Origin of the sequence: Microcoleus sp. ARI1-B5 (assembly GCF_036705795.1) — a bacterium.
Lineage (GTDB): Bacteria > Cyanobacteriota > Cyanobacteriia > Cyanobacteriales > Microcoleaceae > Microcoleus.
Genome location: NZ_JAUBVK010000025.1, coordinates 21,876 through 43,543, shown reverse-complemented (window position 1 = coordinate 43,543; position 21,668 = coordinate 21,876). Strand labels below are relative to the sequence as shown.

At 46.7% G+C, this 21,668-nt stretch carries 22 protein-coding genes; 9 read left to right on the top strand and 13 right to left on the bottom strand.

Annotated elements, in window-relative coordinates; genetic code table 11:
* Window positions 1-149: 149 nt before the first annotated feature.
* The 3 genes from QUB63_RS26690 to QUB63_RS26680 all read left to right on the top strand — a co-directional run bounded on the left by QUB63_RS26690 (window position 150) and on the right by QUB63_RS26680 (window position 2,100).
* On the top strand, window positions 150-341 hold the full coding sequence (locus tag QUB63_RS26690; protein WP_293185343.1) for an NAD(P)H dehydrogenase subunit NdhS: 192 nt from the start codon (window positions 150-152) through the stop codon (window positions 339-341).
* 363 nt (window positions 342-704) lie between these two features.
* Window positions 705-1,373 (top strand): HAS-barrel domain-containing protein, encoded by a 669-nt coding sequence (locus QUB63_RS26685; RefSeq protein WP_332948381.1) that lies wholly within the window; start codon window positions 705-707, stop codon window positions 1,371-1,373.
* 79 nt (window positions 1,374-1,452) lie between these two features.
* Entirely contained in the window at window positions 1,453-2,100 is a 648-nt protein-coding gene (locus tag QUB63_RS26680; protein WP_332948380.1) for a Uma2 family endonuclease, read from the top strand.
* A 20-nt stretch (window positions 2,101-2,120) separates the two neighbouring features.
* Here QUB63_RS26680 and QUB63_RS26675 read toward each other — a convergent pair whose 3' ends face one another.
* A complete protein-coding gene (locus QUB63_RS26675; protein ID WP_332948379.1) occupies window positions 2,121-2,363 on the bottom strand; it encodes a helix-turn-helix domain-containing protein in 243 nt (80 codons plus the stop codon).
* A gap of 38 nt (window positions 2,364-2,401) precedes the next feature.
* Window positions 2,402-2,647, bottom strand: coding sequence for a helix-turn-helix domain-containing protein (locus tag QUB63_RS26670; RefSeq protein ID WP_332948378.1), 246 nt, complete (start codon window positions 2,645-2,647; stop codon window positions 2,402-2,404).
* A gap of 118 nt (window positions 2,648-2,765) precedes the next feature.
* Between QUB63_RS26670 and QUB63_RS26665 the strand changes: the two genes are divergently transcribed.
* Together QUB63_RS26665 and QUB63_RS26660 are read left to right on the top strand one after the other, a co-directional pair.
* Complete coding sequence (locus QUB63_RS26665) at window positions 2,766-3,020, top strand: peptide ABC transporter substrate-binding protein (RefSeq protein ID WP_332948377.1); 255 nt, start codon at window positions 2,766-2,768, stop codon at window positions 3,018-3,020.
* 105 nt (window positions 3,021-3,125) lie between these two features.
* On the top strand, window positions 3,126-3,431 hold the full coding sequence (locus QUB63_RS26660; RefSeq protein WP_332948376.1) for a Rieske (2Fe-2S) protein: 306 nt from the start codon (window positions 3,126-3,128) through the stop codon (window positions 3,429-3,431).
* A 114-nt stretch (window positions 3,432-3,545) separates the two neighbouring features.
* Here QUB63_RS26660 and QUB63_RS26655 read toward each other — a convergent pair whose 3' ends face one another.
* A complete protein-coding gene (locus tag QUB63_RS26655; RefSeq protein ID WP_332948375.1) occupies window positions 3,546-6,407 on the bottom strand; it encodes a TIGR02921 family PEP-CTERM protein in 2,862 nt (953 codons plus the stop codon).
* Window positions 6,382-7,935, bottom strand: a complete 1,554-nt coding sequence (gene xrtO / locus QUB63_RS26650; protein ID WP_332948374.1) for an exosortase O — start codon at window positions 7,933-7,935, stop codon at window positions 6,382-6,384. Before xrtO ends, QUB63_RS26655 begins: the two co-directional genes overlap by 26 nt.
* A gap of 138 nt (window positions 7,936-8,073) precedes the next feature.
* Here xrtO and smpB point away from each other — a divergent pair, with 138 nt between their 5' ends.
* From smpB to QUB63_RS26635, 3 genes are all read left to right on the top strand, one after another.
* Complete coding sequence (gene smpB, locus QUB63_RS26645) at window positions 8,074-8,541, top strand: SsrA-binding protein SmpB (protein ID WP_332948373.1); 468 nt, start codon at window positions 8,074-8,076, stop codon at window positions 8,539-8,541.
* A gap of 769 nt (window positions 8,542-9,310) precedes the next feature.
* Entirely contained in the window at window positions 9,311-9,997 is a 687-nt protein-coding gene (locus tag QUB63_RS26640) for a tetratricopeptide repeat protein (RefSeq protein ID WP_332948372.1), read from the top strand.
* A complete protein-coding gene (locus QUB63_RS26635; RefSeq protein WP_332948371.1) occupies window positions 9,994-10,221 on the top strand; it encodes an Osc7112_2153 family protein in 228 nt (75 codons plus the stop codon). Before QUB63_RS26640 ends, QUB63_RS26635 begins: the two co-directional genes overlap by 4 nt.
* Window positions 10,222-10,613: 392 nt before the next feature.
* Here the strand turns inward: QUB63_RS26635 and QUB63_RS26630 are convergent, their stop codons facing one another.
* The 8 genes from QUB63_RS26630 to QUB63_RS26595 form a co-directional block, all read right to left on the bottom strand.
* On the bottom strand, window positions 10,614-12,074 hold the full coding sequence (locus tag QUB63_RS26630; protein ID WP_332948426.1) for an IctB family putative bicarbonate transporter: 1,461 nt from the start codon (window positions 12,072-12,074) through the stop codon (window positions 10,614-10,616).
* 289 nt (window positions 12,075-12,363) lie between these two features.
* On the bottom strand, window positions 12,364-13,257 hold the full coding sequence (locus QUB63_RS26625) for a sensor histidine kinase (protein ID WP_332948370.1): 894 nt from the start codon (window positions 13,255-13,257) through the stop codon (window positions 12,364-12,366).
* 356 nt (window positions 13,258-13,613) lie between these two features.
* The gene (locus QUB63_RS26620; RefSeq protein ID WP_332948369.1) at window positions 13,614-15,059 is read right to left on the bottom strand and encodes a 1-acyl-sn-glycerol-3-phosphate acyltransferase; all 1,446 of its coding nucleotides are present in this window, start codon (window positions 15,057-15,059) and stop codon (window positions 13,614-13,616) included.
* Window positions 15,060-15,284: 225 nt separating this feature from the next.
* Window positions 15,285-17,291, bottom strand: a complete 2,007-nt coding sequence (locus QUB63_RS26615) for a ribonuclease catalytic domain-containing protein (RefSeq protein WP_332948368.1) — start codon at window positions 17,289-17,291, stop codon at window positions 15,285-15,287.
* A 301-nt stretch (window positions 17,292-17,592) separates the two neighbouring features.
* On the bottom strand, window positions 17,593-17,808 hold the full coding sequence (gene rpsR, locus QUB63_RS26610; RefSeq protein WP_006631377.1) for a 30S ribosomal protein S18: 216 nt from the start codon (window positions 17,806-17,808) through the stop codon (window positions 17,593-17,595).
* Between the two features lie 161 nt (window positions 17,809-17,969).
* Window positions 17,970-18,158: a 50S ribosomal protein L33 gene (rpmG, locus tag QUB63_RS26605; protein ID WP_332948367.1), complete on the bottom strand. Its 189-nt coding sequence runs from the start codon at window positions 18,156-18,158 to the stop codon at window positions 17,970-17,972.
* Between the two features lie 38 nt (window positions 18,159-18,196).
* A complete protein-coding gene (locus tag QUB63_RS26600) occupies window positions 18,197-18,730 on the bottom strand; it encodes an RDD family protein (RefSeq protein WP_332948366.1) in 534 nt (177 codons plus the stop codon).
* 96 nt (window positions 18,731-18,826) lie between these two features.
* Complete coding sequence (locus QUB63_RS26595; RefSeq protein WP_332948365.1) at window positions 18,827-19,069, bottom strand: DUF7219 family protein; 243 nt, start codon at window positions 19,067-19,069, stop codon at window positions 18,827-18,829.
* Window positions 19,070-19,566: 497 nt separating this feature from the next.
* Here QUB63_RS26595 and QUB63_RS26590 point away from each other — a divergent pair, with 497 nt between their 5' ends.
* Entirely contained in the window at window positions 19,567-20,421 is an 855-nt protein-coding gene (locus tag QUB63_RS26590) for an SGNH/GDSL hydrolase family protein (protein WP_332948364.1), read from the top strand.
* A 203-nt stretch (window positions 20,422-20,624) separates the two neighbouring features.
* On the opposite strand, the gene QUB63_RS26585 is transcribed toward QUB63_RS26590, so the two are convergent.
* The gene (locus QUB63_RS26585) at window positions 20,625-21,527 is read right to left on the bottom strand and encodes a DUF4436 family protein (protein ID WP_332948363.1); all 903 of its coding nucleotides are present in this window, start codon (window positions 21,525-21,527) and stop codon (window positions 20,625-20,627) included.
* Window positions 21,528-21,668 lie beyond the last annotated feature (141 nt).

Genomic DNA, 21,668 nt, shown 5'->3' with positions numbered 1-21,668 from the left:
TAGCTTTGAGGCAGGGGTTTTAACCCCTGCCGGACTGCCGATTTGACGTTAAGTTGTCAGGAATGGGCGATCGCCTCGCATTTGAGCATCAAGTCTCGATCGCAAAGAAACGGTAAGCTATAAAGAGCAAACTTAACATTCAAAGAATTATGATTTTTCCAGGTTCGGCAGTTCGAGTTAAAGATAAGGGCGAGATTTACTACGGCTTTCAAGGACTTGTCCAGCGAGTTACCGACGGGAAAGTCGCGGTACTGTTTGAAGGCGGCAATTGGGACAAGCTGATCACGTTCCGGCTATCGCAGTTGGATATCGTGGATGCTACGGCTGGCCGCGCGAAATAGTAATTAGTCAGCGGTCATTGGTGATTGGTCATTGGTGATTGATAATTTTGGACTTACGCATGGGTGGCGAGAAACCGGGTTTTTTATCTAAATACTTGCTAAAAACCCTCAAATTTGGTAAAAAACCCGGTTTCTTTAGTCTAAGCGCGTAAGTCCTGTAATTGGTAATTGGAAAAGTACCGAAGACCAGACCACTTACTAAATAGCATTGCAAACTAACACAAAACCAATGGCTGATGACTAATAACTAATGACTAATAACTAATGACTAATGACTAATAACTAATGACTAATGACCAATGACGGCAGGACTAATGACGGCAGGACTAATGACGGCAGGACTAATGACTAATAATTAAAACTATGCGTTTACCTTTACCCCAATTTGGAACAAAAGAACGCCATCCCGATCGCATTGCTGAGGTCATCGAGACGGCAACTTGCGAGTTTTTGGCTCAATGTTTGGAACCGGATGATTTGAGTTTTCCCGTGATGCCGCCTTTTGGGAGTTGGGTGAAGGCCCAGGATGAGGAGTCGAAAAATCAAATTTACGGCGTGGTTTACTATGCTACCACTAGCCCGATCGACTCCGTGCACAGAGCCCGCGCCTTGGGTTTGTCCCTAGAAGAGTTGCGGGAAGAACAACCGCAGATTTTTGCGATGCTCAAAACCGAGTTTCGAGTGGCGATTGTGGGGTTTGAGGCTGCGCCGGAAAGGTTGAACGGTCACGGCCCGTCGAGGGGTAAAATTTATCAGTATTTGCCGCCGCGCCCGCCACAAATTCACCAGGCGGTTTATCGCTGCGAACCGGATGAGGTGATTGATTTTACGGTGCAGTTGGATTTTTTGAGGACGCTGCTGGGGGTGACTAATGCGCCGGTGGATGCGCTGACGGCGGCGACGATTCGGGAGATTTATCAGTTGCGAATGCGCGATAGAGCTTGGTTGGTGGAAGCGGGGAGGAATTTGAGTGTTTTGTTGAAGGATGATTACGATCGGTTGCGGGTGATTTTGAGCCAGATTCATCCTTAGGATATGGTATATGGAAATGCGGCCGATCGCACTTTGCGAACAGCTAAGTTTTATTTAAAGAGCTTTCTAAAATCATATTATGGTGACACTTCAACTCAGACAACTCGATATTCCCCTAGGACAGCGATTGCTGCTACACGATGTTAGTTGGCCAGAATTTGAAGCGATTTTATCAGAACTGGGCGAACACCGTGCCGCCCGCTTAGCCTACAATCAAGGTTCGTTGGAGATTCGGATGCCTTTACCAGAACATGAGGTAAATAAAGAACTAATCGGCGATATGGTGAAGATACTGCTAGAAGAATTAGAAATAGATTGCGAGTGCTTTGGTTCTACCACATTTAAGCGAGAAACGAAAAAAAGTGGTGTGGAACCTGACCAATGTTTTTACATCCAAAACCATCAGGTGATGCGAGGAAAACGGCGGGTTGATTTAACAGCAGATCCGCCTCCCGATTTGGCAATTGAAATTGATGTCACCTCTAAAACGCAACTGGATGCTTATGAAGCTTTGCAAGTTCCTGAATTGTGGCGGTATGAAAATAATCAACTGCGAATTAACGTGCTGGAAGATGGGAAATATGTTAATTGTTTAAGTAGCCGCATCTTCCCAGGATTGCCGATTGTTGAACTGATAGCTGAGTTTGTCTCTCAAAGCGTTACTCTGGGGAGAAGCCCGACTTTGAGAGGTTTTCGCGATCGCATCCGGCGGGCGATCGCCAATTAGTTGCGGTAGTTTCTTAATGATTACTCTTCGGATTTTTCCTCCAAATCATTTAAATACAAACGAACGAACTCTGCTGACGCCTGTGGATTAATTTGCCATAGTGCTTTCCGAATGTCCAACACCGCCTCTGCTACGGGCTCTCTACTTTCATTTACCCACCGGTGAATGTTGGAACGTCCTACCCCCATTGTCACAGCCAAGCGATTTTGGCTGATGTCGTAAGTTTCGAGCACCTGTTTGAGTGCTTTGCCTGCTTTTCCCATGCCTCAGATTGTCTCAGAGGCTCGCCCGATCGTCCATATTATTCTTCTTCAGGTTTTTTCTCCAAATCATCTAAATACAAACGAATGAATTCCCCTGCTGCATCGGGATTGATTTGCTGCAATCCCTTGCGAATCTCTAAAACCGCTTCAGATGCCGGATCTCGATTCTCGTTAACCCAGCGGTTAATACTCGATCGCCCAATGCCCATAATCGCTGCCAATTGATTTTGGCTGATGCCATAGGTTTCTAAAACCAGCTTCAGCGCCTTTCCTGCCTTGCTCATGGCTTCTATGTTGCCAGAAGCTCGCAACTAAGTAAAGATTGTTGACATTCGTCTACACTGAGGTAAGATAGTTTTGTTGACGATTGTCAGCAATGCAGTAAAGAACCACATAATGTTTATGCCGAAAAACTTCCTTGCCAATCCCCCAGCAACCGATACTGCCACAGCGACTGTACCCGTCGCGGAGCCTCCGCAACCCGATCGAGAACCGGTCAAAATCCTGCTGATAGGTTCTCCCAAAGCGGTGAGAAGCATCATTTACATCCTTTACGGTTTGGGTTTTGCCTCTGTCAGCGAATGGAGTCCGCTGCAACCTGCCCAAAAGCCGGGTGAAGTGATGAGCATTCTCATGCGTTACCTGCGGATGGCATAAAATAATCTGGACTTACGCAAAAAGTAGTTTGAATAGCCGTAAAGTGCTAAATATAAAGGTTTTGCGTAAGTCCAGACAAGATTTCTTTCGGAGCAGAAATATTTTATGTGGGTAGAGATAACAGCGCTAAATCAAGTTCCCGAATGGGGTGTATTGAAGGTAAAAGTTGAGGATACTTCGCTGATTTTGAATCGCCAAGGTGCGAATGTCACTTGTTACCGCAATGCTTGCACTCATTTAGAATATCCGATCGATATGGGGAAAGTAAGTAATGGAATCATTACCTGTCCGTTTCACAAATTTCAGTTCAAGTTAGATAGTGGTAAATGTTTGAATGCACCCAGCGATTCCCTGGAATCTTATCCGGTAAAGATTGAGGGCGAGATCGTTTTTGTCGATATAAGTTCGTAGTAAGGACTTTAGTCCTTATTTGCTAAAATTCTGAGGACTGAAGTCCGAACGATCAAACTTGTAAGAGTGCGATCGTTGAAATCCGACAAATTTCAACGATCGCACTTTTTAGTCTCAACTTACCACTTTCGCGCGCCGCTGGCGGAGGAAAACGGCCAAAAGCCCGATCGCCCCAACGATCAAAAGCAGCCATTCTTCCGGTTCCGGAACCCCAGAAACATTCAGAGGATTGTTCGGTTTACTCAACTGTTCCTTACCAGATTCTACCTCGCGATCGAATCGATCGCTCTTAGATTCCGCCGCCTTTAGCTGTTCCCTTTGCGCGTCATTAACCAACACAATCATCGAAGAATAAGGCGTGACGACTTTAAAGTTTTTAGCCAACGAGTGCATCGCATCCAATTGAGTCAATTGATTCGCAGTTTTCTGTTTGCTAAGTGCGGTTATCAACTGCCGCGCAGCTATCGGTTTAAAACCTTCATTTTCATCATCTGTTATTTTCGGAACCGCCGCAGTCTTCGGAGTTTTGCTGTAACTCCAAACATAGCCGTCAACAACATTAACTACCGATTTCCCCGATGCTGCTGTCGTCGCCACTCGCTGCATCGCCTCTTTGATATCGGTAGAAACTCCGCCGCCGCTATCTTGAATCAGCTTTAAAGTTCCATCGTCATAGCCGGGTGGTAAGCCTCCCAAATGGACTGTCCATAAGGGTGCAGCTAGGGAAACGCTGGTTTTGCGATCGTCCGATAACTCGTAACTGTGGCGATCGCTCACCAAAAACACAGTATCATAACTTTTATCGCCGCGCAACTTGGCAAACTGTTGCAGAATATCCTTAAGTTGGAGCGTACCATAAAACGTCAACTTTCCAACATCAAAACTCCGCAAATCTTCCACCAACTTCGGCGGCATCCCCGCAGCACTCGCCACATACAAATCAACCGTATTTGTTTTTAAACTATTCGCTTTCAACCATTCAAAATTCTCCTTAACCTCCTTCGTTTCCCCCGCCATACTGCGGGAAGTATCCAGAATCACTGCAAACTTTTTGCCCTGCGGTAGCGAATAATTTGCATCAACCAGCGGCTTAGCAGAAATCGTATTTCCTCCCGGCAAATTCGCCAGACGCGGTATTGCTTGCTGCTGCGAAACTGCTGGCACAAATCCCGGCAGCCAAGTTTCTTTTGCCTCTTTCCCGCTGTAATTTACCTGTTTTCCGGCAATCGTGCGGCGAGTATTTCCATCCCAATAAATGTTACGTTTTTCTGCCAAAACAGGCATCGCCCAACCCTGCGGCTGTCGCATCACTTTGTAAGTCAGCCATAGATTCATCTCCGTTGGCCCGTCAGTTTGGGTAAACTCTCGTTTAGCCGGAATTGGAAAAGCTCGCAAGCGGTATTGTTTCGGGCCAACTTGTTCGAGCAAAGCCGGATCTACCCTTTCTACCACCTGCTGGTTGTAAACTTGCTGTGCGGCACCTCTGGGCGACACAGTAAATGCAAAACGCTTTTTCAAATCCCCAGTATCCCCCAGCCAAATTCCTGTAACTGCGGCGCTTTCCGGCAGTGAAAAGTAGTAGAATACTTCTTGCAAGTTCGGCGTTTGATTTTTGTAAACTTCGTAGAGTTGAACGTCAGCCCAATCGCCGTTTTCTTTGACTGTAACTTCTTGCGACTGCAACCATACTTTTTCCTCATTTACATTCAGCAAACCTGCCTTAGCTTCTTCGCGGTTAGATGTTGACTGCACCGCGTGTTTTACTGCTTCCGTGTCACCTTTTTGAATTTCGGTATCGAAGAATTCACCGTAGAGTTTTTCGGATTTTTTAACATCGGAATCAGAGCCTTGATACAAAAACGGCGACATTAAAAAATTGTAGCTGTTCTGCACAGTTTGAGCCGAGCCGTCAGGCAAACTCAAAGTATTTTTGTACATCGCATAAATGTGGTTGTTTTCTGCCACTGTGCTGACGTAGCGGTACGGAGACAAATAAGCGTTAACTAAGCCCGATCGAATCATATCAGACTTGGCTAATAAAGTTTGACGTGCAGTCTCATTGGCTGCGGGAGTCGCCAGCATTTTCAGTGCTTGAATTTGCGGCTGCTGCTGCAAAGCGGAGAAAATCGCCAGCCAAGCTGCTATAACTCCCAAGCTGCCAATGATTGCCTGATTTTTCCCGTATTGCGAAGCAAAATTGCGAAATACTTTGCGCCCGGATTGGATGTAGAGAAAGCCGTAAAGCGAAGGCATTGCCACGAATAAGCTGGAGGTAAAACCAAACATAATCAAGGATAATGGCAGCCACCAAATTATAGCAAGTGAACCGTACCTTAGAGAGTCTATTAGTGGTGTCACCCAGGCAAAACTCAAAAATCCAACTATTGTCACAATTGCGACAGGTAGAGCGTAAAACATCAGCAAGGTTGCCGCCCAGATGCCAACTAGCAGCATTAAACTGTGAAATCCTAACTGTATCCACGCACTTCGCTTTTCTCCAATTAATCCAGTCACAGCGGGCTTTTTGATCTGAGCATCTTGAGATATTGAAGTATCTTGAATGTTTTCTTTTTTACCCAAATATCCGTAGAGCATTTCTACTAAAAATGCTGCGATGCACAAAACGATTGTAGCGATAATTAGCGAGCTGGCTGGATTCAGTTCTCGCAGCATAAATAACCTGATTAGGCAGAGCAAAAACAACGGCGCTTCTACTCCGTAAAACAAGCGCATTAGCTGCAATGCTTGCTTGCGAAAACGCCTGAATCCGAGGATTGTAAATGCTGTCGGTACTGCTATCAATGCTGTTAGGGTTAAGGAAAATTCTAGGGGAATAATTCCGTCTATTGTGGCTTGGATTAACGGAATTGCCAGGTAAGGCAAAATTCCCAGATAAACAATTGACAAAAATGTCAGGTTCCACAGCCAAAAGATTGACTGAAAAATTATGTTAAATGCCAGTTTGAGTTTCTTCATTTTTTCCGGCTGTTAAGCTATGATTGACGGTGTTGTGTACAGTAGTCGCGAAGTCTTGGATTTCAGGACTTTCTGGGTTTACGGAACTGTCAAAGAGAATGGAAACTAGCACCCAAGTATGATTTTTATGGGTGATGTCGCTGCGGATGCGCGACAAGAAGTTATCGGTAGTTTGCTGGGAAGATTGCAGCCAGTATGTAGCGGAGAGTTGGTTGTCTCTGAGAGATAGCCAGCGCGCCGTTACAGCAGGAGTTAGCTGTTTTTTTTCTATTCGATTGACGGGGATGCCGCTTGCTATAAAGCACAACTCTGGTGCGTGGTAAGTCTGCCAAGATGTGCTGGCTACTGCGAGCATGGAACCGCGCAAGTTTCCTGACACAAATCTCTTTTTTTCTGTTTGCGTGTCTGGGTAATTGCCAAAGAATTTTTGTTCGCTGGGATTCAGGGGAAGGGGCTCGGATACAATTTGTTGGGGAAATTTCAGGGGGGCGATCGCCCCTTTGTCACTTTCTACATGATACAATTGAGAAATTGCTGCCCAAACAGCCACCGCCGCAATTAGTCGGGCTTTCGCCAGCGGCTGATTTTTGAGAATTTCTGCATCTTGTTGCGAGTTAATATTAGTTTCTTTGGCCTCGGGAAATTTGGGAACCTTTTGCAGCATCAACCAACTTAAAAAACAAGCGCAGACTAAACCTACAATTCCCAGGGGTACGTGCAGGATTTCTGCATATTGTGGCTGTTGCCAAACTTGGGCGACTAACACTAATACGGCAACCCGCAAAGCGTTAGCAGACACTAACATTAAGAAGTTCGCAGCGCATACTGCGAGCCATTTAAAACTCAATCTGCGGCCTTCTAACCAGGTAGCAGCTAGCAAAAATAGGGTGCCTACTAAGAGTGTTTTAATGCCGCTGCAAGGTACGTCTACGTGGGCGATGCCGTTTTCCAAAATGATGATGTCGTAGGAAGAAATAGCCCCAACGTGCAGCATGGAGAGCCACTGTTCTACTAGCTGAGCAGTTAGCACTCGCGCTGGCAAACCCAATCCGCTATTAAACTGACTGTTGAATGGTAAAATACAAGCCAGCAAGCCCGCAACTGGCAAGTTTTTTCGCCAAAAATTTGGCTCCGCAAACAAGCCGCACAGCCCGTAAGTTCCGATGATAAATAGCAGGACTGTAACTTGTTTGATATCTATTATGCACCCTGCGGCGATCGACAAAACACCTGCACCCAACATCAACAGCAGCGGATTGCGCCTCAAAACGAAGTTTGGGGAAAATGCGCGCGGGCGAGATCCCCAACCGAGCGATCGGGCTACTAATGCTACAATTAGACAGCCAATTAGTATCTTGTACAGTGTCGGTATCTCAACAAACGAGGATAACAGCCACTTAACAGCCGAGATATTGGCCCAAAACCAAGCAAGCGCCAGCAAAAAAGGAGCCAGCCGAACCAAATTAACCGCCTGAGGGGGACTAACAGAATCTGGAATGCCAGAATTGGGAATATTAGTGCGCTGCATGATACCGCTTGACATTCACGTTGGTGACATCTTAGCTCAGCAAAATTGGTAATGCCTAGACCGATTATTTAAGTTTTGTCAAGCTTCTATTTCCTCTACAGAGATGCTAGCGTTATAATGATTTTAGCGGAGGTAAAAATGAGCGAAAAAAGTCCAGGATACAAAATTCTTAGCGACAACCGACAAGCGCGCCATCTGTATGAAATTATAGATACATATCAGGTGGGCATCGAGTTGAAGGGAACCGAAGTCAAATCAATTCGGGAAGGAAAAGCCAATTTGCGGGACGGATATGCTTTGGTTAAAAATGGCGAAATATGGCTGATCAACGTTCATATTTCGCCGTGGAGAAGTGCTAGCAACTATTTTAATCACGAGCCGCGCCGCACCCGCAAATTGCTGATGCACAAGCAGGAAATTCGCAAATTAATTGGCAAAGTTGAAGAAAAAGGCTTGACTTTAGTGCCGTTAAAAATGTATTTGAAAGGCGGTTGGGTAAAACTTGATATCGGTTTGGGGAAAGGGAAAAAACTGCACGACAAGCGCGAAGATTTGAAGAAACGCGAAGACAAGCGGGATATGGAAAGAGCGATGAAGCAATTTTAGCCATCAGTCATCAGTCATCAGTCAATGGGTCATTAGTCATCAGTCAATGAGTCATTAGTCATTAGTGATTAGTGATTCGTGATTGATTATTTTAGATATAGTCCGGTTAATCATATCCGTTTCAAAAAAGAATGCAACTGTAGGTAAGCTCTAAACACTTATGAAATCAGTCATTTCCAATTCTAAAATCTAAAATCTAAAATCTAAAATTGTTTGATATTCCCCGTTGAGGATTTTGAGGACTTGGGCCGTCACTACAAACTTAATTATAGTTATTTCACCGGACTCGATTGTTATGTGCTAAGTAGATCGCATATAGCGGTTCTCAAGTGAGCTATTCACCAATTAATTAACAATTCTGCAATTCCCAAATCTAAAATCTAAAATCTAAACCTGTACCTCCAGAAAGCTGAGAAAGGCTATACTGTCGATCGCCCGCCCAACTAAGTATTATTACTTATTTTCGTAACATTCCGGCTTCCCGCTGCGCGCTTGGGGCTTCCGGCTTGCTTTTTCCTGAAAATATCCGGATGGCTTGTGGAGTCCCATGAAGGATCAACCTATGCTCGAATACATCTAGGTAGTCGCAGCATGACACAAGCATTCGGCTGTGGAGTTGCAAACTAGAGATGAGAAAGGGGATCGAGCCTTAGTCATTTCGTAAGATTATGATGCCATGAGGGTGGCAATTAAATGTCCCAACAAATTATTCCAACTCTCCACTTAAAATATGCTAAAAACGACACCATTAGCTAACATTTTTAATGTTATGAAAGAGCCAGAAAAAAAGCCTCATCACTCCAAGTGGGCGGCATTCCTACTGATGCTAACAGTAGGCTTGGGCGGCTGGCAATTTGGGTTGCCGGAACTCGCATCACTGTTTAACAATAGGGGCTTGGAAAACTACAAAGCCAATCGATTGGCTGATACTCAACAAGCCTATGAGTTAGCGCTCTCGGTAGATCCCAAAAGCCGAACTGCTCTTTACAATTTGGGATGGCTTTGCGAAGAGGTGCAAGATTTAGAATGCGCCCGAGGAAAATATCTGCAAGCTGCCAAACTCGGTCTCCCTGCTGCTTACAGCAATCTAGCTAGATTATACATTGTAGACAAGAAAAACTATCCTGCTGCCGTTCACTTACTGTTGCAAGGTTTGAAATTAGCTGAGGACGATCGAGTAAAATATTCTTTACTCAAAAATTTGGGATGGGCTCGGCTGAAACAGGGTAGATATTCCGAGGCATTGCAACATTTGGATGCAGCGATTAAGCTTGATAGTGAAAGACCAGCAACTTACTGCTTAAAAGCGCAAGTCCTAGAAGGGATGAAAAAGACGAAGGAAGCGCTACCGCAGTGGAAAACTTGTCTAAAGTATGCGGATTCCCAAGAATTCGATGAGGATATATGGATAGGAATGGCACGTCAACGATTACAAGAGGAAAAAACAAATAAATGAAACGCACAGTTTTGCTTTCATCAACCATACTGGCATTTATAACGGTACTGGAGCTAAGTCAAGCCTCAAAAGCACTGCCAACTCCTGCGACTGTTAAACCCACAGTGAATGAATCAGTCGAAACGCTGCTCAACTCGAATCAGTCGGGGTGGCGGCGGTGCAGAGATAGAGGTAGAGATTATGCGTGCCCGAGATTCGTCACGCCTACCGACAGCGAAGAATAAGAATTATTTTGAAATAATTTTGTAGAGTGCGCCATCAGCACTTGACACCCACAGGTATGTAGTATGGAGTAGTATTGTGTAGGTGCGCCTCGCGCACCTTATACCATTTTAGATTTGAGATTAAAGCATTAAAGAATTGGAAATGACCGATGACGATTTTGGTTTGCAGCTTGCCTCAAGTTGCATTTTTTTTGAACTGGTGGCAGATTCCACTTTTATGAAGTACGGCCGATTAATCCCCGCAGGACAGGGTACGGCGCCGCGACCTGTGTTGCTGGATGTGTACTTCAATTACCTGAAATTTGCTGTAATTACTTTGTTCCTACAGCCATTTACAGTATCTTTTTGGCTCGCACCGGCACGCGGGGAAAAAACCCCGCCCACAATTCTACCTACTCGCCCTCTGTCAAAGGTGAATCTTGCTGCTGCTGCGAGTTGCTGTAAAAACTAGCAATAATCGCCACCATCAACCACCAAAGCATATTAACTTCCGGCCGGTACCAAACGGTATCGAAAAAACCGTGAGCCATCATGCCGGTTAAAGTTGCGATCGCCCCAATCAACCAAAACGCCTGATTCGATTTTAGGTTTGGGCTTTTGGATTTGAGATTTGGGGATTCTTCCTCTAAATTAGAGGTGTTAAATTGTGCGTCGCGCAATCTTTTTATCTGCAACAAACCCTGATTGACGGTAACAGTCATCAGCCACAGGAAACACATTAAGCCGATAAAACCAGTTTCCACCGCAATTTCTAGCAGCACAGAATAAGCACTCAAAGCAGTGAATTTCGGCTTCATATAAAGCGGATAAACTTTATTAAAAGCAGTGTTTCCCGGGCCAATGCCGAGAATTGGCCGATCGCGAATCATGTCAATCACCGCCGTCCAAACATTAATCCGAAAATTGTTGCTGCTGTCGCCGCGGCCGATAAACATACTCGCAACTCGATCGCGCAAGGGAGCCACCAAAAGCACTCCCAAAAGTAACGCCCCAGCCAAACCTCCTAACCCTAACGGCAGCGCCCAAGTCCGCCAGAACCTAGGCATTAAAGGGCTGTACCAGTACCAAAGCAGCACTAAAAACACCACAAGCACAGCCACAAAACCGATCCAAGCACCCCGGCTGTCGGTGTAGCGCAAACACGCGCAATTCACCACCAGCATCGTCAGCGCTAAAAGTTTGGTTCCCCATCCTTTCCACACAAAAAGCGCGGCGGCGCTCAAAGCAATTGCCGGCAGCAAATAGGAACCGAGCAAGTTTGGATTGCCCAAAAAGCTGTAAACTCGCGTGAGATTGGCTTGAGTAGAAGTCGGATCGTTCCAAGTAGCTAATGGCGGCACTTTATCAATCCACTGCCGCACGCCGTAGAAACTGACAATCAGAGCGACATTCAAATATACGGCAATTAACCACGATCGCCAGCGGGGATCTCGCAAGATCCGCGCCATCAGGGCAAAAAACAGCAAATACAGCGTTAGCTTCGTCCAACCTGTAAAAGCGGCGGCTTTCACCGGCGACATTGCTGTGGCGACGGTAGCAATGCCCCAGTACAGCAGTACCAGCAAGTGAATGGGCGTGAGGGCGATCGCGCGATCGTCGGAAACAGTCAGCAGCACCCAAAATGCAGCGCCAGCAGCCATCAACAGCCCCACCAAGGCATTGTTAACAAACGGGCCCATACCGAACGTCAAGGCCAGCAAACCAAAACCCAGGGGTTCTGCCCACTGCATCAGCCAACTACTCTGCCGCCAACTGCGCGCATTGCCGATCGCCAAATTCAATAAATAACTGCCACTTTGCCACTGAGAGAGCGGCAAATTTGCCAGAGTTAACTGTTGCCAAACTGAATTCATTTCAATTTTAGATTTGTACTTAGTAATCGGGAAAAAGGTAATCGGGAATTGGTAATCGGTAATCGGGAAAAAGGTAATTGGTAATCGGGAATTGGTAATCGGTAATCGGGAAAAAGGTAATTGGTAATCGGGCAATTCTCCCCCTCTAGCCCTCTTCCTTATTCCTTATTCCTTATTCCTTATTCCTTCGCTCAACTGTCAACTGTCAACTGTCAACTGTCAACTGTCAACCGTCAACCCCTCGGCTTCGCTCGGGGCAAGCTGTCAACTGTCAACTGTCAACTGGTTTTTACCCTTCCAACAACTCCGTAGCATTGATGCACGGGAGCCAGAGCGCGTAGCGATATCCAGATTCCGGGGTGCCTTGAATCGAGAGTTGGCCGCCTTGAATTTCCACCAACTGGCAGCAAAGCAGCAACCCCAAGCGTTCCCTGGCCCCGTAACCAGCTAACACCGGTGCGGTATCCGCGGCATTCTCGGCCACCAAAGCCGCCAACTCAGAAAACGCCAGCGTTAATCGCTGGGAACCGCGTGTCTGTGACGGGAGTTGCGGTTCGAGTCCGAGGGAGCTGGTTTCGGAGTTCGATCGCGCACCGCTACCCGATCCCACCTTTAGCAAGTAGTCGGAGTAGAGTTTAGCATGGGGCAAACTTTCTCCCAACCAAGGATGAAAAACCCAAACTCCGATGTTGATACCCTCTTCTTTCCGAGAAAGGTGGACTCGAATCACGCTGCCTGCCCCAGCGGATTGAATAATGCTAAAAATTAAGTGGTGCAGCATTTGCTGAACTTTATCCTTATCAACCAACCAGATGCGCGGCCCGGGCCCCATCGACAAATTAATTTCTTGCTCTCGCCTACTTGCCGCCGGCGACAGGGTTGTCACAACTTGCTGACACAAAGTTTCTATATCAACTGCGGTTCGCTTCAAGGTGAAAGCGGAATCATCTAGTTCTGCCAGTTCCAAAATTTCTTCAACTAGCGATCGCAAAGACCGGCTGCTGTCTTCGATCACGTCGATATATTCTTTTTGCTTGCTGGTTAAGGGGCCGTAAATTTCTTGGTTCAACACGCTCGCCATGCCGAGGATTGAAGTGAGCGGGGTGAGCAATTCTTGCGCTAAATGATTCAGCAGTTTTACCTTAATTGAGTGAGTAGACAAATCGATAGGTTTGTTATTCATCGGTTATTTTTGTTGTTAATTCTCGAGCGTTTATTGTTAGATATAGTCCGGTTAATTAATTTTAATTAAATTTTGATTTAGGACTTGAGTCCTCAAAATCCTCAAGGGGCGAGAGGGAACAACTTTATTAGGAGTGATTAACCGGGACTTGATATTAGGGATTTATTATACCTCTTCCCCAAGTTTATAACAACTTCTTTGCTTGACAAATCAAAAACGGAGCGGGAACGGAAAAGCAATATATATATCTGCATTCTTCCTGCTTCTCTCTTCGTACTTCTCTCGGACTTTTTCTCTCGGACTTTTTCTCTCGGACTGCTTCCCTCGGACTTCTTACCTCTTCCACAACTGACTTATTAAGATTTAATCATTCCTTCTAAAGCTGATTGCAAGTCTTGAGTGAGTTCGGCAACTGCTACCCTGCGGCCCTTTTGATATCCCTCCCAGCGATCGCCCACTGATATCGGTTCGCCCACGGTCATTTGCACCTGCTGTTTGCCCAAAGAAGGCCGGCCGAAAGGATTTCCCCCTTTGATGCGAGTCAGTACGTCCCACAGCAGTAAAGTTGTTTCTGCCAAACGTTCTGCTGTCAGCTTTTCTTGAACGTACCTGCCGGTGACGGAGACGAAACTTTCGACAAGTCTCATGTGCCACATCCGCAGACTTGCTTCTTCAGCGAGGCGATCGGCTAATCCTCTTTCTAAAGGACAAAGTGCTGCAATATCTTTGATATCTTCTCGATAAATATAGTCCCAGCCTGCTTGTTCCAGACGGCGGCAGCGGTCTATCAAACTGCCTTTGGGCTTCAAGTTGAAATATTCTTCTGCTACTTGCAAAGCTACGTCCAACAGTGCTGTCAGTCGAGCAATCATCGCTTCATTGTCCGAATCGTTGGCAGTTTTTTCGGGCAGCGATAATGATGTTACAGGAGATGGTTTTAACGGTAAATTTCGATGGTAAAAACGGAGATAAAACTGTTCCATTACTGCTAGCAAATGGTTGCCCAGTCGAATCAGGCGCAGATAGTGGAATTTGTGACTTTGGTTTTCTGTAGCGGGATTTTCTGCCTCTAAATTGGCGAGATTGCTTGGTTCTAAGGCGGGCAGTCCGCAATCTATTTCTAATTGAGTTAAAAGTTTTTCTAGGGGTTGCCAAGGCGGATTGACATAGCGGTATTGAATGCCGATCGGCACAATTAACACTTTTTCATCAGTACGTCCGGCTTTGTGCAAGTCTTCCACGCACCAGAAGCCCATTTGAGCGATTCCCGGTTCCAGGGGGCTAACTATTTCATTGTGACCGTTGGTGGCGCCTTCTGGGGCGGCGGCGATCGGGAATTGGCTGTTAGCAAATAAATCGCGGGCCGATCGCAATCCAGCGCGATCGATCTTACCGCGCACAATCGGAGTACCGCCGAGCTGGGAATACAGCCAGCCGACGCCAGAACCGGCCCACAGCGGAATTCCGCGATCGTAGATAAAGTGGGAATGTACCGGGAATTGCAGGGGAATGCCTTTGGCGCGCGCCGCCTGGGGAACCAGTTTCCAAATTAGCTGTCCCAAACAGTAGGGATCGTCTGAGTTGGGGTGGCGGAAGGCTAGCAAGAAGCGAACTTTCTGATTTTGAAATTGGTGGAATAGTTCGGCGAGGGTTTCGACGTTTTCGGCTTGAATGTGGCTGATATTCGTCCGAAATCTCAGCCACCAGGGGAGTATTTGCTGGCAGCCTTGCATCACTAGCGGGTTGTAGGCTGGGGGTATGAATTCCAGCGGCGGCTGAACTTGGCTAATTGAATTGGGCATTTTGCGATTTTAAATTTTAGATTTTAGTTAAGACGGCGCTTGAAACCAGGTCTACAGAAACTTTCACCCACTCGCCTGCGGGTTGAAGAGTGGGTTCCCCTAAATTCGTGAGCTCAAATTCGTCTGAGATTACTAACCCAAGCATATTGGTTTATAGCCGCAAGCGCACAATTCCTGTCACTAAGATTTTGGCAATCCCAAATCTAAAATCTAAAATCTAAAATCCTATTGTGCGGCTTCAAAAATCATTTCTTGGAAGTTAACGACATCCGATCGCGGATCGCAGTGAGTGACTTTGACTTCTAGCCGATCGCCTATAGCCACCGATCGACCAAATCGCATCGCCAACTCCAAACCCAACTCTTCCAACAAAATCAATCCGAGATTGCTGTCTTCCCTCAGCCAGCGCAGCATTAAAGCTTCCCAAACTTCATCGGGGTTGCGCCGCAGATATTCCAATCCCCAATAGCGGTTAGTTTGGCGTTCGACGGTAGAGGCTTCTTTAACTGCGGTGCCGAGACACATCACAATGTCCTGTATTTCTTGGGCCGCAAAAGGCAGGGGTTCGCCCCGCAGGTGGGCTTTAATTTGGAAGTGAGTCAGCAAGTCGGTATAGCGGCGGATCGGGGAAGTAACTTGGGTGTACAATTCCAAACCTAAACCGGCGTGGCGTCCGGGGGTGAGGCCCATTTCGCTGCGGGGCATACAGCGGCGCACGGCGCAAGCGCGGGCGGGGCCAGCGGGCACTGCCAGCAGTTCTTCCTCTGGAGGGAGTTCCGGCTGCGGCTGATAGCGGTAGGGTATGGGCAGGCTGTGAGCTTGACCGTAGCGGGCCGCTACTTCGCCGGCTAAAATCATCATTTCGGCTACTAGCATTCGGGCTGTGGAGTCGTCGATGACGTGGATTTTGATCTCGTCGCCGTGGACTTTGATGACGGATTCGGGCATGAAAATGCTGATTGCCCCTTGGGCTTCCCGCCATTTTTGGCGCAGTTTTGCCGCAGAGGCGATCGCGCTTATTTCCGGTTCTGCTTCGATTCCCAACTCCAGCATTTCATCTACGTCATCGTAGGTTAAGCGGTAGGTTGGTTTGATCGTGCTGATGTGGATGCTGTAATCTTGAGCCGCGCCGGTTTCGTCTAAGGTGACGCTGAAGCTGAGCGCGCTGCACTCTTTGCCTTGAATTAAACTCATCGGCCCCGTTGCCAAAGCCGGGGGAAACATCGGGATCATTCCCGTGGGCAGATAAACCGTAGTGGTGCGCTTTCTGGCTTCGAGGTCGAGTTCGTCTCCGGGGGAAAGCAAGCGGGTAGGATCGGCGATGTGTATCCAGAGTCGCTGCTGGTCGTTTTCGAGGAATTCTAAGCTGAGGCCGTCGTCGATTTCTGTGGTGCTTTCGTCGTCGATCGTGTAAACCTTGAGGTGAGTTAAATCGAGACGATTTGTGTCGGAGTCGGCTGGCGGATTTTCTAGGCAGCGTTGGGCCACTTCTAATACCTTTGCGGAGAATTGTAGGGGAATTTGGCTGCGCCGCAAAAACAGGTTTTCGTGGGTACTCCACAGCCCGAGATCGACTAGGAGCCCAAATGCTGCTTCGGGGTTTTCGGAACGTTCTAAGCTGGCTAAAGTTTCTAAGGCCGGGGTGCGGTGCGTTGCTTCTTCTCCGAGGGTGGCAAAGCGTTCTAGGGCGTCGAGGCGAGTTCGATCGCTGTGTTCCCACTCTACCTTTTCCCCGGCCAGCCGCTGTTTGACTCGATCCCAAAATCCTTGGGATTCTTGGTGTCGCTGCTGTTCTACTTCTTGCTGGTGTTTGATTTCCGCTACTTGGGCGGCCGGTCGCGGTTCGTAGCGATCGCCCTTTTGTTTGAAATACAGTTTGTCTGTTGAGAGCAAACAGTATGCTGCGTAGCACTGGGCCGAACTGCGATCGGAAAATAGCAGCACGGCCAGGGATTCTGGATCTGCGGTTTCTCCGTCGCCCACTAGCAGTTCCCAAGCTACTTCTAGACTCGACGGATCTGAGTAAACTTCTACTTCTTTGAGAAATTTGGGAATGTCGGAGGGTTTGTAAGTTTCTCCGACTACTTCGTAGCTGATTTGTTTGGGCGGTATGCTGTGCGGTTGACCGTTTTCGTCTACCACGACCCAGTTTTTCTTGCCGTCGGGGCGATCGGCAACGGCCAGACGGCGGTCGCCGTGCACTCTAATTTCTACTAACGTTCCCTTCTCCACTTGCCAGCTTTATTTTTGAGATTTTGGATTTTTACACTTGCTATTTTTCTGGTTTCGATGGGGGAATTTTAGATTTTGGATTTTTACATTTTTTACATCAATTGTTAAAACTAACATCTAAAAAGTTGTGCTTTTTGTACTTTAATTTCTAACTTTTGAGATTTTGATTAAGACTTACGCAGCAGCGACTATATACCCAATATTGCGCTCTATTAGCGACCCTCGCTTGCGACAAAAAGACGTTGTTTTCGCGTAAGTCCTATTCCCGTCCAAAATCTAAAATCTAAAATCCAAAATCCAGTTAACCTTCTTGGTTTACGAAGGGCATCAAAGCTACAATTCTTGCTCTTTTGATGCTGCGGGTCAGGTCGCGCTGCTGTTTTGCCGTCAAACCGGTAATCCGGCGGGGCAAGATTTTACCGCGTTCTGTGACGTATTTTTTGAGCAAATCGACATCTTTGTAGTCGATCGGGTCTCCTGGTTTGATTGGCGAAACGCGCCGGCGAAAGTAAGTCATGGTTTATTGTTTGTTGACTGTTGACTGTTGACTGTTAGTTTTTAGTTATTAGCCGTTAGTTGCTAGCCGTCAGGAAAGCATTTGTTAGTTATCTGCTTTTCGCGGGTCAATATCAATTGCCAACAACTGATGACTGATGACTAATGACTAATGACTAATCACTACTTGATCTCTTTGTGGGCCGTGTGCTGGTTGCAGTGGGTGCAGAACTTTTTGAGTTCCAGCCGCGCCGTCGTGTTGCGGCGGTTCTTGGTCGTGGTGTACCGAGACACGCCTTTGGAGCGTTTGCTCGCGTTGGTTCGGCACTCAGTACACTCTAGAGTAATTATGATGCGGACGCCTTTAGCCATAATTCTAAATAAATTTCGACTAATTTAAACACAATTTATTATCTTCTCACATTGGTCTGCACTTGGTCAAGCAATCTTCTGACTTTGATGTCGAGGGAGTAGCCGCGGCGGGCTCCGACGACGATCGTCCCGCCGAGCCGATCGTGAAAAGCTTGGGGAAACCGAGCGGTGTCGGTGAAAGCAACGCTGCAGTCGATCGCCAGCGGCAGCATCAGCAGCAAGACGGCGGCGTTGGTAGATGTGAGCCCGCCTACACCGGCGAAGGCTAAAGCAGCGCAAAAGCCCAGCAATCCCTCGCGCTTGCACAATTCTTGGAAGCCCGGAGTCCGTTGGAATCGGGTATCGGCAATTTTCATGTCCAGGGCCCAGCGCCCGAGACTTTGACCTTGGTTTTTCCTGACGATGGCTACGCGCAGGATCATCCACAGCAGAACAAAAAATATGGTTTGGACGATCGGATTAGTGCCGAGAAGCAAACTGGGCAGCCAAACTGCGATCGCGTCGATGCAGAAGGCACCGGCGCGACGGCCGACTGATACTTTGGGAAGGAGAGGAACTAGGTCGGAACTCATGGGCAAAAAGGTCGATCGCCACTAGCTACTTTTCAATCTTAAACTGTGGAGCCTGTCGATCGGCGTAAATGAACCTCAAAGCCAACCGCTAATGATTCAAGCCGAAAATGGATTTTCGCCGATTCCCAACTGTGTTTTCGACTTTTCCACCTGTTCCCAGAGTGTTTGGATCTGACTAAATGCCTGTTCCACAGACATTTTACCGTTAGATGTCAAGGAACTGATGTAACCCACCCGCTGGGAAAACTCTTGTAAATTCGCATTAAATACCAAATTTTCAGGCTTTACTTCACCGTAATAGCGATTGTGAGGATATAAAAAATTTGAATTTGCTACCATTGCTTTAACCTCGCCTGAAAAGTTGTTTTCTGAACATATCAATATTATAAACCGCTCTTCCCTTCTAGAGTTGTGCTGTAAGTAGCAGAAATTATGTGAGATTTTGCCAACTTTTTTGTGATGGCAATTACACATAGAGATGATAAGGCAAAAAAATAAGTAATTTCACTTAGAGAAGTTGCGCTGGCGGGGTCTGCCGATTTGAGATTTGAGATTTAAAATTTGAGATTTACAAGGGCAGATGAATCTGGGAGCTGAACGAGAGTCTAAAATTTTGATATCGTTCCTCAGGAGTGTCGGAGGCTGGTATCGGTTTTTGGGCTGGTCAAAAACCCGGTTGCTGCGTTAAAGTCGATCGCGCAAAATCATAGGTTTTGCGTAGAAACTGGTTTTTTGTGCGTCCAGGACTGACTTATGGAAATAAGTGACAAAAAAACCAAAAATAGATATGATTATTGCCGAGATAAATAATTAGACTTTTAGTGGGAAACTGCGTAATGTCTGCAAATGCGCGATCGCCCCGTCCCAAACCCCCGCTGAGGCAAGTGTTAATCAGACTTGCCCTCGCCGTAATTGCTGCTGTTATTGTCCTGAATATTCCTCACTCATTGATTCCCGTGTTTAAAGAACCTGTATCCGAAGCAACGCCGCCGCCAGAAATCCAAAACCTGCTCGTCGGGAAGCGCAAAATTGTGACAGTGGGCGACAGCATCACCGAGGCCGGGAAATACCCCGGAGGTTACGTTTGGCTGCTGCAACGCTATCTGAATGCGCTTTATCCCGATCGCAAAATCGAAATCGTCAACGCGGGCATCTCCGGCAACAAAGCGACAGATATGCAGGCGCGCTTCCAGAAAGACGCGATCGACAAAAAGCCAGATTTAGTCACGATTAACGCCGGAGTCAACGACGTTTGGCACGCTTTCTTCGACTTCCAAAACCTTCAGTTTCATCCGCAAGGCAACTTGCCGGCGGGAGTACCGCTAGCAGAATATATAGACAAAATAACTCAAATGGTGCTGGCAGCAAAAGCCGCAGGAATTCGAGTTGTCCTGCTTTCTCCTACTCCCATCCGCGAGATTCTCGACGGCCCCGAAAATCGCAGGTTGCAAGAGTATGTTGCCGCGATGCGAGAAATTGCGCGGCAAAACCAGTGCTTGTTTATCGATTTGAATGCGCCATTTCGGGAAGTGATCGGCACCTATCAAAAACACGCGGGAAAAACTCTAAATTTGTTAGCCGCCGATGGAGTTCACCCCAATCCGTCGGGATATCGAATTATTGCTTTTACTATCTTGCGCGGTTTGGGCGTACCCGCCAAAGATATTGAGAATTTGGAAGTCAAAAATTGAAAAGAAGGAAGAAGGAAGAAGTTCGGCAACGAGCAATGTACGGGATGTAACGGATTAATTTTGATGGGAGAAGCAAGTATTGTAGGGTGCGTCGCGATGATAAATTAATAAATTCAATCGACAATCTCATGGCGACGCACCTTGCACTTGGGTTTGATGAAATAAGAAAAAAATTGTTTTGTCTCATTTTTTAATAAACAATATTAATCATCTATCGGCGGATGATAGCGTTTCAACCAACAGCTACCGATAATTACCAACGCCACCACAACAATAATTTCCGTCCAAAAAAACGAAAGGAAATCGCTGGCAGTTCCCACCGGAGGCACTCCAGGCTGAGCGTTGCGAATAGCGGGAAAAGCAAACAGCATCACAGCCGTCCAGCTCAGCATTCCTACTTCCGGCAACTTGCCGGATTGCATCACTTTTAATGCTAGCAAAAGCGCCATAATTGACAGCACCCACATGATGACAATAATCACCAAGGCAAAGAATTTCACCGGAATCGATCGACTTGCATAAACATCGATATAAATAAAGATAGATGAATTCTCTTCCAGCGGCTTGTAACTGATATCGAAGCCGGGAACATCGGCATTAAACTTAAATTCCAGCGGTACGGGATTCAGTTCAAAGGGAGCAAACTTTTTGCCCATCGAAGCCAGGGGGTCGATGGAAATTGCTACTTTAGCAATGTGCCTGTCAAACGGATAATTGTTAATTTTTCCCTTGACTAGGTTAAACTTTAATGCTGGGACAATCATCGGTTTGCCTTCTTTAAAGGTAATTTCCGAATCCTCTACATTTGCGCCGTTAACTGTCATTAGCAAGTCTTGAGCTGGGTAAGTTGGCCCTTTTTTATAGATGCCTTTGAGATCGAACTGCAAGCGGGTTTCTAATTCGTTTTTAATCGGGTCTACCCCAATTACGGTCATTTTGACCTCAACCAAGCCTTTCGGGGCTACAGCGGTATCTGGAGACGGGCTGTAAGGTTCTTGGGCATTAGCATTGTGAGAGTAAATAGATAAGATAATTGTAAATATAACGGCGGCACTGCAAATTAAAATAAGTATTTTTTTTAGATGAAATTTGTTGGCAGTTTGCATTAATTATGGATTTTTTATGTCTTGAATTGTTGGTATTCCCTGCATTTTCCGCATTCACGCAGTTCCTTATTCCGCCAGTCCGCCAGGGGTTTAAACCCCTGGCTCATAGAAGACAGTCGGTTAAAACCGAGTGAAGAAACT